This is a genomic window from Plantibacter flavus, assembly GCF_900177615.1.
In the GTDB taxonomy this organism is placed as follows: Bacteria; Actinomycetota; Actinomycetes; order Actinomycetales; family Microbacteriaceae; genus Plantibacter; species Plantibacter flavus.
The window spans coordinates 34,831-48,874 of the sequence record NZ_FXAP01000004.1 but is presented as its reverse complement, the minus strand read 5'-3'; the positions used below and the strand labels follow the sequence as shown (position 1 = coordinate 48,874).

Here is a 14,044-nt window from a genome sequence, read left to right as displayed (position 1 = left end):
GTCTCCTGTCTTCTTCCCCCGAGTGCGTCGAGGGGTTGGTGGTGTTCTCGCTCCTCGAGGGAATCGAGGGGTGGCGGTGGGCTACTGGTGGGGGTGCGGTTCCGGTGCGAGCTCGAACCCGATGCTGTGGCCCATGCGGTCGCGCTTCGTCTCGAGGTAGCCCTCGTTGAACAGGCCGACGCCGACCACCAGGGGGACGCGCTCGCTCACGGCGATGCCGTGGTTCGTGAGCTGTCGCTCCTTCTCCGGGTTGTTCGAGAGCAGGCGTACGGAGGTGATGCCGAGGTCCGTCAGGATCGCGCTCGCAGCCGTGTAGTCGCGGGCGTCAGCTGGCAGCCCGAGTGCGAGGTTGGCGTCGAGGGTGTCGAGACCGTCCTCCTGCAACCGGTAGGCGCGCAGCTTGTTGACGAGGCCGATGCCGCGCCCTTCGTGCCCGCGCAGGTAGACGACCACACCGCCGTGGCGCTGGATGGTGTCCAGGGCGCTGTCGAGCTGCGGACCGCACTCGCATTTGAGCGAGCCGAACGCCTCACCGGTCAGGCACTCGGAGTGGACGCGCACGAGCGCACCGGTGGCCTGCGGGTCGCCGGCGATGATGGCGACGTGGTCGGCACCGGTCCTGCGGTCGCGGTAGGCGCGCAACCGGAACGAGCCGTGCGTCGTCGGGACGGTCGTCTCCACCTCGAACGACACGTTCGACGATTCGGGGATGGCCGCCTTGGCGGCGCGTTCCTCGGCGCAGACGGCGGCCGCGTCGGGGTTCTCCTCGAGGAAGGCGATGAGTGCGGCGATCGTCGTGACGAGCACGCCCTCCCGCTCCCCGAGCGCGATGAGGCCGGGTAGACGCATCATCTCGCCGTCGTCGGCGACGATCTCGGAGATCGCACCGACCGGGACGAGCCCAGCGAGCTTCATGAGGTCGACGGCCGCCTCCGTGTGCCCGTCGCGCTCGCGCACCCCGCCGTCGACGGCGCGCAACGGGACGATGTGTCCGGGGCGTGAGAGGTTGGCGGGCACGGACGCCGGGTCGGCGAGCACGCGCAGGGTGTGGGCGCGGTCGGCGGCGCTGATACCGGTGCTGAGTCGGTCGGCCGCGTCGACCGTGACGGTGTACGCGGTGCCTCTGGGGTCCTCGTTGAGCGTGACCATCGGCGGGAGGGCCAGCCGGTCGGCGATCTCGTTCGTCATCGGTGCGCAGATGAATCCGGAGGAGTGTCGGACCGTCCACGCGATCCACTCCTGGGTGGCGGACTCCGCGGCGAGGATCACGTCGCCCTCGTTCTCTCGGCCTTCGTCGTCGGCCACGATGACCGGTCGGCCCTGGCGGAGTGCCTCGAGGGCCTCCGGGATGCTGGCGATGCTCATGCGTTGCCCCTTCCGGTGGCGGTGGTGCCGACCGGGGCCGCGGACTGCGGATCCTGGTCGATGCTGCTGGGGAGTGCCGACTCGAGACGGCTGAATGCGAGCATCCGTTCGACGTGCCGGGCGAGGATGTCGGTCTCGAGGTTCACACGGTCGCCGGGGACCCGCTCACCGAGCGTCGTCGCGGCCAGCGTCTCGGGGATGAGGGACACCTCGAACCAGGCCTCCGGTGCGTCCGGTGCGCTGATGGCGCTGACGGTGAGCGAGACGCCGTCGACGGTGATCGACCCCTTGTCGACGACGAGCGGCGCGAGCGCCGCGGGGAGCGAGACCCGTACGACGCGCCAGGCCTCGCCGGGCACCGTGGCCAGGACGGTGCCGGTGCCGTCGACGTGGCCTTGGACGATGTGGCCGCCGAGGCGGTCGCCGACGCGGGCCGCACGTTCGAGGTTGACCGGAGACCCGACCGTGACGCCGTCGAGCGAGCTCATCGCGAGGGTCTGGGCCATGACGTCGGCCGTGAACGTCTCACCGGTCTGCTCGACGACGGTGAGGCAGACTCCGCTCACGGCGATGGAGTCCCCGTGCCGGGTGCCCTCGAGGGCGAGCGGGCCGCGGACGGTGAAACGTGCCGAGTCCGCGCCGTGGTCGATGGCGACGATGGTGCCGAGTTCTTCGATGATGCCCGTGAACATGGGTGGTCCGTTCTCTGGGGGTCAGGCGGTGAGGTCGTGGGCGGCCGAGGCGGAGGCGCTGCGGTCGGGTGCCGTGATGACGAGGAGGTCGTCGCCGAGTGGTTCGACGCCGACGGTGGTGAGGCGGATCGCTTCGCCGATGGTGTCGACACCGAGGTCGCCGATCGCGAGGCGAGGGCCGCCGAGGAGCACGGGGGCGAGGTAGGTGAGGACCGTGTCGGCGAGTCCTGCGCGGAGGAACGCTGTGGCGATGGTCGGACCGCCCTCGATGAAGACGCTCCGGACGCCAGCGGCGCGGAGCTCGGCGAGCAGCGCAGCCGGATCATGCCCGTGGTGGACGACGACCGGCCGGGGGTGGCGGTGGACGGCGGCGTCGCGGGGGATCGGGCGATCGCCCATGACGACGGGCCGGGGCTGCTCGGGCAGGAGGTCGCCGTGGTCGTCGCGAGCGGTGAGGCTCGGGTCGTCGGCGAGGACCGTCCCCGTGCCGACGAGGATCGCATCGTGGGCGGCCCGTCGACGGTGGACGTCGTCGCGCGCGGCATCGCCGGTGATCCAGCGGCTCGTGCCGTCGCTCGCGGCGATGCGTCCGTCGAGACTCGAGGCCCACTTCACGGTCACGAGCGGACGCCCGAGGCGGGCGCTGGTGAGCCAGTCACCGAGGAGGTCCTCCGCCGGTCCGGTGAGCACGCCGCCGACGACGGTCACGCCGCCGTCGCGGAGTCGTTCCGCTCCACCTCCGGAGTGGTGGCCGGGGTCGTCCACGGCGAACACGACGCGGTCGACACCGGCCTCGAGGAGGGCGACGGCGCACGGTCCGGTACGGCCCGTGTGGTTGCAGGGTTCGAGGCTGACGACGGCGGTCGCGCCGCGGGCCGCTCCGGGAGCGAGGCGGGACAGAGCGTCGACCTCCGCGTGCGGGGTGCCGGCTCCACGGTGCCAGCCCTCGGCGAGCACGGTGCCGTCGGCGTCGAGGATGACGCAGCCGACTCGGGGGTTCACACCGCGGGCGGGGCCCTTGGCGGCGAGTTCGAGCGCGCGCAGCATGGCCTGCTCCTCGTGGGCACTCGCCTGCGGTGCCTCGGTTCCTGCGCTCATCTGTCCGTCATCTCGGTCGGTACTGACACGAGTTCCGGGGTCGCGGGCAGGTGCTCGCCGGCGTCGACCATCGGCCGACGCCCGTGCTTCCTTCCATCCGGACTCGAACGCCGCCTGCGAGCAGACGCGTCCATAACCGTCGGTCCTGGAGTTCCACCAGGTCAACCGGGCCTCGCTTGCGCGAGACACGGGTCGCGGACTCTCACCGCCGGTTCGGACTCTCACCGACCCCGGAGCACGTTACGTGTTGTCGATTCTAGGTCAACGGGCTGAGCGGGAGCCCTATTCCCGGTCCGGATGACGCCCGGTTGCAGCGCCTGGCGCGGCCGGGGTCAGCGCTGGGCGTCGTGCTGGTCGATCGCCGCGCGGGCGGTGCCCTCGTCGACAACGAGGTCTGAGATGAGCCCTCCCGCCAACGCCCCGAGGAGCGGGGGCACCTTGGCGGCTCCCGCGACCACGCAGATCCGACGGGAGACGCCGCGCAGCACGTCGAGGTCTGGCCCGGACGCACGGTTGTTGAACGGGATGTCCCGCCAGGAACCGTCGGCCCGGAAGAACACGGTCGCGACGTCCCCGACCGCCCCGGCGCTCGCGAGCGCCTCGAAGTCGCTGTCGTCGAGGTAGCCGCCGACGTACACGTGGCTGGGCACACCCGAGAGCTGCGAACCGAGACCGAACAGCGCGACGTCCATGCGGCGTTGGATCTCAAGTACCCGTCGGATGCTGCGTTCCCGCCAGAGGGCGAGCTTGGTCGACGGGTCGTCGAAGAAGGCGGGCACCGCGAACTGCTGCGCGTAGGCCCCGTAGGCGTCCGCGTACCGATGCAGGATCTCACTCGCGTAGAGGATGCCCGAGGTGCGCGTGTTGGCCGCACCGTTCAGCTGGACGATCTGCGAGTTGTGGGTCCGCTTGGGGGTGAGGTGCCTCGCCACCGCACTCACGGTCGAGCCCCAGGCCAGACCGAGCGTCATGTTCGAGTCGAACACCGAGCCGAGAAAACGTGCAGCCGAGAGGGCGACGCGCTCCAGGCGGTCGATGTCGCTCGTGTGGTCGGGGACCGGGACGATGTGGGCGGTCACGCCGAAGCGGTCGCGGAACTCCGCCTCGAGCCGCGACGGCATGTCGTGCGGGGAGCGCACCTGGATGTCGACGAGCCCGCTTTCCCGCGCATATCCGAGCAGGCGGGAGACCGACGACCGGGAGGTGTGGAGCTCCTGGGCGATGGCCTCCATGGTGAGGTCCTGCACGTAATACAGCTGTGCGGCACGGAGCGCCTCGGCCGTCCGGTCCGGCTGGCTGAGCGCGTCTGCGAGCGACATCGGGTCTCCTTGCACGTTTGTTCACTAGGGCTGTTCAGAGTTGCAGCGGGTGTCACGATGTATTCAGTCACATCATTCAGCGGCGCGCAATCCCGGCAGCGTCGCGTACCAACCGCGAAGAAGCGAGGCATCTCATGTCCCTCAAGTCGTCAGCTCCCCGTTCCACTGTCCAGTCCGTCATCGACCGCCCGCAGGCGTCGGTGCTCATCATCGGCGGTGGCATCAACGGCATCGCGACCTTCCGCGACCTCGCGCTCCAGGGCGTCGACGTCACGCTCGTGGAACGCAACGACTGGGCCTCCGGTGCTTCTGCCGCGTCGAGCCACATGATCCACGGCGGCATCCGGTACCTCGAGAACGGTGAGTTCCGCCTCGTCCAGGAGTCGGTGCAGGAGCGCAACGGGCTCATCAAGATCGCCCCGCACTACGTGAAGCCGCTCGAGACCACGGTCCCGATCTTCTCGACCTTCTCCGGAATCCTCTCCGCACCGCTGCGCTTCCTCACCCACAAGCAGGGCAAGCCGCAGGAGCGTGGTGCGCTGCTCATCAAGGTCGGCCTCACCGCGTACGACTCCTTCTCCCGCGACGGCGGCAGCGTGCCGCGTCACCGCTTCCACGGCCGCAAGAAGTCGCTCGCCGACCTGCCGAAGATGAACCCGGGCCTCAAGTACACGGCGACCTACTACGACGCCTCCATGCACGACCCGGAGCGCCTCGCACTCGACGTCCTGATGGACGGCCTCGCCGCCGGCCCGCACGCCCGCGCCGTCAACTACGTCGAGGCGGTCGGCATGGGAGCCGACGGCGTCGAGCTCCGCGACACCGTCACCGGCCAGACCTTCACCGTGACGAGCGACGTCGTGGTCAACACCTCCGGCCCCTGGACCGACCTCACGAACGCCGGCCTCGGCGAGCCGACGACCTACATGGGCGGCACGAAGGGCTCGCACATCGTCCTCGACAACCCGGAGCTCTACGCGGCCACCAAGGGGCGCGAGATCTTCTTCGAGCACGAGGACGGCCGCATCGTCCTCATCTACCCGCTCAAGGGCAAGGTCATGGTCGGCACGACCGACATCGACGCCGACCCGAGCACCCCGAGCGTCTGCACCGAGGAGGAGGTCGACTACTTCTTCGACCTCGTGAAGCACGTCTTCCCGACCATCGCGACCTCGCGCGAGCAGATCGTCTACCGGTTCTCCGGCATCCGCCCGCTGCCGAAGCACGACGACGAGGCCCCCGGCTTCGTGTCGCGCGACTACCGGATCGAGCGTCGGGCCGCCGCTGCACGTCCGTCCACCACCGTGTTCAGCCTCGTCGGCGGCAAGTGGACCACCTTCCGGGCCCTCGCCGAGCACCTCAGCACGGACGTGCTCAACACCATCGGGGCCCCGCGCCCCGTGGAGACCCTCGGCCTCGCGATCGGCGGCGGCGCCGGCTTCCCGCGCACTGACGCCGCGACGCGCACCTGGGTCGCCGCACACGAGGACGGCACCGGTGCCAAGCGTGCCGAGCAGCTGCTGGGCCGGTACGGCACGAAGGCCGCCGCACTCCTTGAGCACCTGGCCGAGCACGGCGACGACCGCTTGCAGGGCGCTGCCGACTACAGCGTGCAGGAGCTGGAGTACCTCGTCGAGCAGGAGCAGGTCGTGCACCTCTCCGACGTGCTGCACCGTCGCACGAGCCTCGCCTTCACCGGATCGCTCACCGCCGGCCTCGTCGACGAGATCGCCCGCGTCGTCGGCGGTGTCCTCGGGTGGGACGACGCCGAGCGGACCGCGCAGATCACCGCGGCCCTCGACCGCCTGCGGGACGCCCACCAGGTCGACCTCCGGGTCGACGCCGCCCAGGAGGCCCCGGCGTTCTCATAATGCACGAACGTGCAGGCAAGGCCCTTGTCCTGTGCAACGTGAGCTGGCTACGTTACAAGCAACTGGTCAGTGCAACCCCGCCCAGTGGGAGCTCGCGCCTCGGTTCGAGCTCCCAGGGGGCCACACCTATGAAAGGTCAATGAAGACATGAACCTCGGAACCATCTTCCTCTCCGAGACCGTGGGGACGGCGATGCTCGTCCTCCTCGGTACCGGTGTGGTCGCCACGGCGATCCTCACGAAATCCAAGGGCCTGGGTGGCGGCTGGCTGCTCATCAACTTCGGCTGGGGCCTCGCGGTCTTCGCCGGTGTCACGGTGTCCTACGCCTCCGGCGGACACCTGAACCCCGCCGTCACGATCGGCTTCCTCACCACGGGCTCGATCGACTTCGGTACGGCGCTCGTCTACTGGGCGGCGCAGATGGTCGGTGCCTTCATCGGTGCCGTGTTGACGTACTTCGCCTTCAAGCAGCACTTCGACCAGGAGGAGGACCCGGGCAAGAAGCTCGGTGTCTTCTCGACCGGCCCGGAGATCCGCAGCTACGGCTGGAACCTCGTGACCGAGGTCATCGCGACCTTCGTCCTCGTCTTCGTCGTGATGTCCTTCGGCAAGACCGGCCCCGACGCCGTGGTCATCGAGGGCGTCCCCGGGGGACTCGCAGCCCTCGGCGCCCTGCCCGTCGCCCTGCTCGTCGTCGGTATCGGTGCCTCCCTCGGTGGCCCGACCGGCTACGCGATCAACCCGGCACGTGACCTCGGTCCGCGCATCGCCCACGCCCTCCTCCCCATCAAGGGCAAGGGCAAGAGCGACTGGTCCTACGCCTGGGTGCCGGTCGTCGGCCCCCTGCTCGGTGGTGTCCTCGCGGCTCTCGCCTCGATGGTGCTGCTCCCGGCCGTCTGACCTGACGCTGCGGCGGTGACCGGACACGATCACCGCCGCGGCACCCCGGGGTACCGGTTCCGGTGCCTCACCTCGCAACGCACGCAACGAAGGAGTATCCAATGGCGGACTACGTCATCGCAATCGACCAGGGGACGACGAGTTCCCGGGCCATCGTCTTCGACAAGAGCGGATCGATCGTCTCGACGGGCCAGCTCGAGCACGAGCAGATCTTCCCGAAGGCCGGCTGGGTCGAGCACAACCCGAACCAGATCTGGAACAACACCCGCGAGGTCATCGGCCAGGCGCTCAGCAAGGCCAACATCACCCGGCACGCGATCGCGGCCATCGGCATCACGAACCAGCGCGAGACCGCCGTCGTCTGGGACAAGACCACCGGTCAGCCCGTCTACAACGCGATCGTCTGGCAGGACACGCGCACGCAGGACATCGTGAACCGCCTCGCTGCGGACGGTGGCGTCGAGCGCTTCAAGAAGACCGTCGGCCTGCCGCTGGCGACCTACTTCTCGGGTACGAAGATCGTCTGGATCCTCGAGAACGTCGAGGGTGCTCGCGAGAAGGCCGAGGCGGGCGACCTCCTCTTCGGCACGACCGACAGCTGGGTCATCTGGAACCTCACCGGTGGTGTCAACGGCGGCGTGCACGTCACCGACGTCACCAACGCCTCGCGCACGCTCTTCATGGACCTCGAGACCCTGCAGTGGGACGACGAGATCCTCAAGGCGTTCGGCGTCCCGAAGTCGATGCTCCCGGAGATCAAGAGTTCCTCCGAGATCTACGGCCACGCGTCCGACGACAGCCTCCTCCGCGAGACGCCGATCGCCGGCATCCTCGGCGACCAGCAGGCGGCGACCTTCGGTCAGGCCGCGTTCCAGCAGGGCGAGGCCAAGAACACCTACGGCACCGGTAACTTCATCATCTTCAACACCGGTGAGGAGATCGTCCACTCCGAGAACGGTCTGCTGACGACGCTCGGCTACAAGCTCGGCGACGCGAAGCCGCACTACGCGCTCGAGGGTTCGATCGCCGTGACCGGTTCGCTCGTCCAGTGGCTGCGCGACAACCTCGGCATGTTCTCCTCCGCTCCCGAGGTCGAGGCGCTCGCCAAGACCGTCGAGGACAACGGTGGCGCGTACTTCGTGCCGGCGTTCTCCGGGCTGTTCGCACCGTACTGGCGTCCGGACGCCCGCGGTGCGCTCGTCGGGCTCACCCGCTACGTCAACAAGGGCCACATCGCCCGGGCCGCTCTCGAGTCGACCGCGTTCCAGACGGCCGAGGTCATCGACGCCGTCAACGCCGACTCGGGTGTCCCGCTGACGGAGCTCAAGGTCGACGGCGGCATGACCGCCAATGACACGCTCATGCAGTTCCAGGCCGACATCCTCGGCGTCCCGGTCATCCGGCCGGTCGTCGCCGAGACCACGGCGCTCGGCGCGGCCTACGCGGCCGGTCTCGCCGTCGGCTTCTGGTCCGACCTCGACGACCTCGCGAAGAACTGGCAGGAGGACAAGCGCTGGGAGCCCAACATGGACTCCGCAGAGCGCGACCGCCTCTACCGCAACTGGAAGAAGGCCGTCACGAAGACCTTCGACTGGGTCGACGACGACGTGCAGTAGTCCCGACCGACCGGAACGGCCCGTCCTCCTCGCGGAGGGCGGGCCGTTCTGTCGTGGTCCGTTCGCCCATCTTCGGGCGACGGAGCCCTCGTTCGCCCGAAGATGGGCGAACGGACGGCGGGATCAGGCGGGGCGGAGGAGTCCGACGCGGTCGTAGACCTCGGCGAGGGTCTGCTCGGCGACCTCGGTCGCGCGCGCGGCGTTGACCGCGAGCAGGCGGTCGAGCTCGGCGGGGTCGTCGAGCAGTTCGAGCGCGCGCGCACGGACCGGCTCGAGTTCGCCAACGACGACCTCGGCGAGGCCCTTCTTGAGGTCGCCGTAGCCACGACCCTCGAACTCGCCGACGACGGCCTCGATGGGGGAGCCGGTGATCGCGGAGTAGATGCTCAGCAGGTTCGAGACACCGGGCTTCTCCTGTGCATCGAAGGCGATGACGCCGTCGTTGTCGGTGACCGCACGCATGATCTTCTTCTGCGTGACCTTCGGCTCGTCGAGCAACCAGATGATCCCCGCCGGGGTCTCGGCGGACTTCGACATCTTCGACGTCGGGTTCTGGAGGTCGTAGATGCGCGCGGAGTCCTTCTGGATCTGCGCCTTCGGGACGACGAAGGTGTCGCCGAAGCGGGCGTTGAACCGCTCGGCGAGGTCGCGCGTGAGCTCGATGTGCTGCCGCTGGTCGTCGCCGACCGGCACGATGTCGGTCTGGTAGAGCAGGATGTCGGCAGCCATCAGGATCGGGTAGGCGAAGAGCCCGACCGACGAGGCGTCGCGCCCGTGCTTGGCCGACTTGTCCTTGAACTGCGTCATGCGCGCGGCCTCGCCCATGCCGGTGATCGTGTTGAGCACCCAGGCGAGCTGCGCGTGCGCCGGGACGTGCGACTGGACGTACAGGGTCGACGCCGACGGGTCGATGCCTGCGGCGATGTACTGGGCGGCCGTGCGGCGGGTCTTCTCGCGCAGCTCGGCGGGGTCCTGCGGCACCGTGATCGCGTGCAGGTCGACGATGCTGAAGAAGGCGTCGTGCTCCTGCTGCATCTGCTTCCACTGCAGGAGGGCGCCGATGTAGTTGCCGAGGTGGAGCGAGTCGGCGGAGGGCTGCATGCCGGAGTACAGGCGTGGCTTGGTCATGTGGGTTCTCGCAGAGGGATGAGCGGCCGAAGTCGGGCTCGGGTGGTCTGGTGGTGTGGTGCCGGTGGTCAGACGGCGTAGTCGACGACCACGGGGGCGTGATCGGACCATCGCTGGTCGTACGCCGCGGCCCGGTCGATCGTGTAACCGGACGCGAGTGCTGCGAGCTCGGGAGTGGCGAGCTGGTAGTCGATACGCCATCCGGTGTCGGTGTCGAAGGCCTGGCCACGCTGGGACCACCAGGTGTAGGGACCGGGGACCTGGCCGGCGGACTGGCGCCCGATGTCGACCCAGCCGAGCCCGGTGCCGGACACGCCGTCGACGCCTGTCACGGTCTCGCCCGCCGGGCCGAGGTAGCGGTCGAAGTAGGACCGCTCCGCGGGCAGGAAGCCAGCACGCTTGACGTTGCCCTTCCAGTTCTTGATGTCGAGCTCGGTGTGGCCCACGTTGAGGTCGCCGACGACGAGGGACAGCGGGTTGTGCTCGCGCAGAGCGGGCAGCCGCTCGAGCATCGCCTCGAGGAAGCGGAACTTCTCGACCTGCTTGGGGGTGTCGACCTCGCCGGAGTGCACGTAGGTGCTCACGACCGTGACGAGGGTGCCGTCGATGTCGAAGTCGGCCTCGATCCAACGACCCGCGCTGTCGAAGTCGTCGGCTCCGAGGGCGACGCGGTGGACGCCCGCCGAACGACGGCTGACGATCGCGACGCCTGCGCGCCCCTTGGCGGTCGCGGCATCGTGGAGGATGTTCCACTCCGGTCCGAAGAGCGTCTCGAGGTCGCTCGTCGCGGCGCGGACCTCCTGCAGGGCGAGGATGTCGACCCCGCGGTCTTCGAGCCAGTCGCCCATCCCCTTGCGGAAGGCCGCGCGGACTCCGTTGACGTTGACACTGGCGATGCGGAGGGGTGCAGACATGCCTCCAGCTTAGTCGCGGGGGCCGACAACGCCCTGGCCCCGGCGTCCGCCCGGGCGTCGGCGATGGGGTGGGTCCGACGCGTCCGCCGCGGGCGACTCGGGGGCTTCGCCGTGCTCTCGGATGAGCTCGGCCGAGGCTTCCTCGGCGTGCCGAACGCGCCGGCGGGCGAACCAGACCGCCGGGCCCTTGGCGCGCCGGAGGGATTCGCGAGCCTCCCGCAGTTCCGCCTCGGCGATCAGCCGCCTGGCCGCCAGCTCTTCGGCCGCCTGCTCCTCCGGCGTCGTCGTGCGCACACTGATGCCCTGGTCGTCGAGCCCCACGGCGATCCACGCGGCGGAGGCGAGGATGACGCGGCTCACGAGGTTGAACCACAGCATGAGGCCGATGAACACCGCGAAGGTCGCGAGCAACGGGTTCCGGGAGGCCCCGGCGATCACCGCGCTGCTGGCGACGCTCAGGAGCGAGAGCACCAGACTGCCGAGGAGCGCGCCTCCGAAGAGGTTGCGCCACGGGATCCGGATCCGGCTGAGCACGCGGTACATGGCGCCGAGGGTGACGAGGTTCACGACGACCGCGACGACCAGCCCGACGACCCGGCTGCCGACGGTCACCCAGAAGGTGCCCTCCAAGCCGACCAGTGACAGCAGCCAGCTGAGTGCCTGGGTGCTGGCGACCGACAGGGTCGCGGAGACGAGGAGGAGGACGCCGAAGGCGAGCGCCAGCACGAGGTCGACGACCTTCAGCAGGAAGAAGCTCGCGGCGACCTTCGGGAGCGCGAAGATCGACCTGACCGCCTGCCGGGTGTAGTACAGCCAACCGATCGCCGTCCAGATGAGACCGACGGCGGCGATGACCCCGGTCCAGCCGAGCAGGGAGGCGCTCGACAGCTGCTCCTCGGCGATGATGCCCTCGCCGTCGGTGCCGATGAGGCCGGGGACGGCGCGGTTGATGATCTCCACCAGTGCCTGGAAGACCTCGGCGTTGTTGCCGAGCCAGATGCCGGTGATGGCGAATCCGACGTAGACCGCGGCGAACACGGCGAAGACGGCCTGGAAGCTGATCCCGGCGGCCAGGAGGTTGCCGTCCATGGCGAGATACCGGTGGATGACGCGATAGGGCTTCAGCCGCATGACCCACGTCGTGGCGCGCTCCGCTCTCGCCGCGCGGGGCGCGAGCCGTCGGATGAACGGGTTCTCGCTGTTCTGGATCCATTGGAACACCAGTGGAGGTGGCGTCTGCTGGAGCCGCACCCTGGGGGTGGTACTGACGTCCGGCGCGTCGGCGGAGTCCTTCCTCGGCGCACGCGGATTGGTCACCGGACCAGCCTACAAGCGGGCCGGACCGGGGGAGAGGCGGTGCACTAGGGTCGAACCATGCGCGAGGCGGAGGGGCAACGCACGTTCACCGGCACCGGCGTCGGACGAGGCGTCGTCGCCGGTCCCGTGCTCCGCATGCCGGAGCCGCTGCCCGAACCGAGCGCCGACCCCTTCGCCGGGGACGTCACGCTCGAACAGGCCCGGGCCGTCGCGGCGCTCAGCGCGACGCGGGCCGACCTCGAGGAGCGGGCTCGACGAGCCGGCGGACATGCGCAGGACGTGCTCGAAGCGCAGGCGGTCATGGCGGACGACCCGGCGCTCGCCGAGGACGTCGCGACGCGTATCGCGGCGGGGCGTTCCGCGGAACGCGCCGTGTTCGAGGCCCTGGCGACGGTCCAGCAGGTCCTCTTCAACCTGGGTGAGCCGATGGCGGCGCGCGCGACCGACGTCGGTGACGTCTCGCAACGGGTCATCGCGCGGTTGCTCGACCGACCTGTCCCCGGACCGCCCGAGTCGGACGAGCCGTTCGTCCTCGTCGCCGCGGACCTCGCGCCGGCCGACGCCGCGCTCCTCGACCTCGATCGGGTGCTGGCACTCGTGACGAGTGGCGGCTCGGCGACCTCGCACACGGCCATCCTCGCGCGCGAGCAGTCCCTCATCGCCGTCGTGGGCGTCGCCGGAGCCGAGCAGTTCGAGGACGGTGAGATCGTCCTCGTCGACGCCGGAGCCGGGGTCGTCACCGGGTCGCCGACGAAGCGCGAGGTGCGGTCGGCCAGGTCCACCGCGGCCGAGCGCGTGCGGGTCTCACCGCGCTCACCGGGCGAACTCGCCGACGGCACCCCGGTGCCCCTGCTCGCGAACCTCGGGTCCGTCACCGGCGCGGCCGGCGCCCTGGCCCTCGGCGCCGAGGGGGTCGGGCTGTTCCGCACCGAGCTGCTCTTCCTCGACCGCGCGGAGGCGCCGGGCGTCGCCGAACAGGCTGACCGCTACGGCGAGTTGCTCGCGGCGTTCCCGGGCAAGCGGGTCGTCGTCCGGGTGTTCGACGCCGGAGCCGACAAGCCGCTCGCCTTCCTCCGCCCGGACGAGGCCGAGCCCAACCCGGCGCTCGGGGTGCGGGGCATCCGGGCGCTCCGCGCTCGTGACGAGGTGCTCCGAGACCAGCTCACGGCTCTCGCGCTCGCACAGGACGCCCACGAGGCGGACCTCTGGGTGATGGCCCCGATGATCGCCGACCTTCCCGAGGCCGCGGCGTTCGTGACCCTCGCGAAACGGCTCGGGCTGCGCACGGTCGGGACGATGATCGAGGTGCCGTCGAGTGCGCTGCTCGCCGCGCAGATCCTCGGGGTCGCGGACTTCGTGAGCATCGGGACCAACGACCTGACGCAGTACACGCTCGCGGCGGACCGTCTCCTCGGGCCGCTCGCGTCGTACCAGGACCCGTGGCACCCGGCCGTGCTGCGGCTCGTCAAGCTCGTCGGCGACGCCGGTCTCGCCTCCGGGCGCTCGATCGGTGTCTGCGGGGAGGCTGCAGCGGATCCGGCCCTCGCGGTCGTGCTCGTCGGCCTCGGGGCGACGAGTCTCTCGGTCACCCCGGCCGCGCTCGGCGACGTCCGGAGCGAGCTGCGCCGCTACACGCTCGAGGCGGCCCGTGCCATGGCCATGGACGCCCTGAGCGCCGCGTCAGCGGCTGAAGCCAGAGCTGCCGCGCTGGCCTGACCCAGCGCGGTGCGCTGAGGCGAGCGCGCCGTGTTCGGCGTGATCGCGGGTGAACGCACTGAGCGCGCCCCTCTGGAGGGACGCGCTCGGTGTGATGGCCTGCACTCG

At 70.0% G+C, this 14,044-nt stretch carries 11 protein-coding genes and 1 riboswitch; of the genes, 4 read left to right on the top strand and 7 right to left on the bottom strand.

Annotated features, from left to right (window positions below; translation table 11 throughout):
- Window positions 1-81: 81 nt before the first annotated feature.
- The 4 genes from ribA to B9Y95_RS12820 form a co-directional block, all read right to left on the bottom strand.
- A complete protein-coding gene (gene ribA / locus B9Y95_RS12835) occupies window positions 82-1,365 on the bottom strand; it encodes a GTP cyclohydrolase II (protein ID WP_085512262.1) in 1,284 nt (427 codons plus the stop codon).
- Complete coding sequence (locus tag B9Y95_RS12830) at window positions 1,362-2,057, bottom strand: riboflavin synthase (protein ID WP_085512261.1); 696 nt, start codon at window positions 2,055-2,057, stop codon at window positions 1,362-1,364. The genes ribA and B9Y95_RS12830 overlap by 4 nt, the downstream gene beginning before the upstream one ends.
- 21 nt (window positions 2,058-2,078) lie before the next feature.
- The gene (gene ribD, locus B9Y95_RS12825) at window positions 2,079-3,155 is read right to left on the bottom strand and encodes a bifunctional diaminohydroxyphosphoribosylaminopyrimidine deaminase/5-amino-6-(5-phosphoribosylamino)uracil reductase RibD (protein WP_234994101.1); all 1,077 of its coding nucleotides are present in this window, start codon (window positions 3,153-3,155) and stop codon (window positions 2,079-2,081) included.
- A gap of 80 nt (window positions 3,156-3,235) precedes the next feature.
- A riboswitch (FMN riboswitch) is annotated at window positions 3,236-3,397 on the bottom strand.
- 90 nt (window positions 3,398-3,487) lie between these two features.
- On the bottom strand, window positions 3,488-4,474 hold the full coding sequence (locus B9Y95_RS12820; protein ID WP_064294816.1) for a sugar-binding transcriptional regulator: 987 nt from the start codon (window positions 4,472-4,474) through the stop codon (window positions 3,488-3,490).
- A 134-nt stretch (window positions 4,475-4,608) separates the two neighbouring features.
- On the opposite strand from B9Y95_RS12820, the gene B9Y95_RS12815 reads away from it, so the two are divergent.
- From B9Y95_RS12815 to glpK, 3 genes are all read left to right on the top strand, one after another.
- Window positions 4,609-6,345 carry a glycerol-3-phosphate dehydrogenase/oxidase gene (locus B9Y95_RS12815; protein ID WP_085512260.1) on the top strand — a complete coding sequence of 579 codons (1,737 nt, stop codon included), beginning with the start codon at window positions 4,609-4,611 and terminating at the stop codon, window positions 6,343-6,345.
- Window positions 6,346-6,492: 147 nt separating this feature from the next.
- Window positions 6,493-7,245: an MIP/aquaporin family protein gene (locus tag B9Y95_RS12810; RefSeq protein WP_079002885.1), complete on the top strand. Its 753-nt coding sequence runs from the start codon at window positions 6,493-6,495 to the stop codon at window positions 7,243-7,245.
- Window positions 7,246-7,346: 101 nt separating this feature from the next.
- On the top strand, window positions 7,347-8,861 hold the full coding sequence (gene glpK, locus B9Y95_RS12805; protein ID WP_079707342.1) for a glycerol kinase GlpK: 1,515 nt from the start codon (window positions 7,347-7,349) through the stop codon (window positions 8,859-8,861).
- Between the two features lie 123 nt (window positions 8,862-8,984).
- Here glpK and trpS read toward each other — a convergent pair whose 3' ends face one another.
- From trpS to B9Y95_RS12790, 3 genes are all read right to left on the bottom strand, one after another.
- Window positions 8,985-9,989: a tryptophan--tRNA ligase gene (trpS, locus tag B9Y95_RS12800; RefSeq protein WP_079002883.1), complete on the bottom strand. Its 1,005-nt coding sequence runs from the start codon at window positions 9,987-9,989 to the stop codon at window positions 8,985-8,987.
- Between the two features lie 68 nt (window positions 9,990-10,057).
- Complete coding sequence (locus B9Y95_RS12795; protein WP_085512259.1) at window positions 10,058-10,903, bottom strand: exodeoxyribonuclease III; 846 nt, start codon at window positions 10,901-10,903, stop codon at window positions 10,058-10,060.
- A 9-nt stretch (window positions 10,904-10,912) separates the two neighbouring features.
- Entirely contained in the window at window positions 10,913-12,220 is a 1,308-nt protein-coding gene (locus tag B9Y95_RS12790) for a YihY/virulence factor BrkB family protein (RefSeq protein WP_143736472.1), read from the bottom strand.
- Between the two features lie 57 nt (window positions 12,221-12,277).
- On the opposite strand from B9Y95_RS12790, the gene ptsP reads away from it, so the two are divergent.
- Window positions 12,278-13,936 (top strand): phosphoenolpyruvate--protein phosphotransferase, encoded by a 1,659-nt coding sequence (gene ptsP, locus B9Y95_RS12785; protein WP_085512257.1) that lies wholly within the window; start codon window positions 12,278-12,280, stop codon window positions 13,934-13,936.
- Window positions 13,937-14,044: the final 108 nt, after the last annotated feature.

Bases quoted from the DNA above. Each gene is read 5' to 3' on its own strand.
- ribD (WP_234994101.1), bottom strand. From the start codon at position 3,155: ATGAGCGCAGGAACCGAGGCACCGCAGGCGAGTGCCCACGAGGAGCAG.
- B9Y95_RS12820 (WP_064294816.1), bottom strand. From the start codon at position 4,474: ATGTCGCTCGCAGACGCGCTCAGCCAGCCGGACCGGACGGCCGAGGCG.
- B9Y95_RS12810 (WP_079002885.1), top strand. From the start codon at position 6,493: ATGAACCTCGGAACCATCTTCCTCTCCGAGACCGTGGGGACGGCGATG.
- B9Y95_RS12830 (WP_085512261.1), bottom strand. From the start codon at position 2,057: ATGTTCACGGGCATCATCGAAGAACTCGGCACCATCGTCGCCATCGAC.
- ptsP (WP_085512257.1), top strand. From the start codon at position 12,278: ATGCGCGAGGCGGAGGGGCAACGCACGTTCACCGGCACCGGCGTCGGA.
- trpS (WP_079002883.1), bottom strand. From the start codon at position 9,989: ATGACCAAGCCACGCCTGTACTCCGGCATGCAGCCCTCCGCCGACTCG.
- B9Y95_RS12815 (WP_085512260.1), top strand. From the start codon at position 4,609: ATGTCCCTCAAGTCGTCAGCTCCCCGTTCCACTGTCCAGTCCGTCATC.
- ribA (WP_085512262.1), bottom strand. From the start codon at position 1,365: ATGAGCATCGCCAGCATCCCGGAGGCCCTCGAGGCACTCCGCCAGGGC.
- B9Y95_RS12795 (WP_085512259.1), bottom strand. From the start codon at position 10,903: ATGTCTGCACCCCTCCGCATCGCCAGTGTCAACGTCAACGGAGTCCGC.
- glpK (WP_079707342.1), top strand. From the start codon at position 7,347: ATGGCGGACTACGTCATCGCAATCGACCAGGGGACGACGAGTTCCCGG.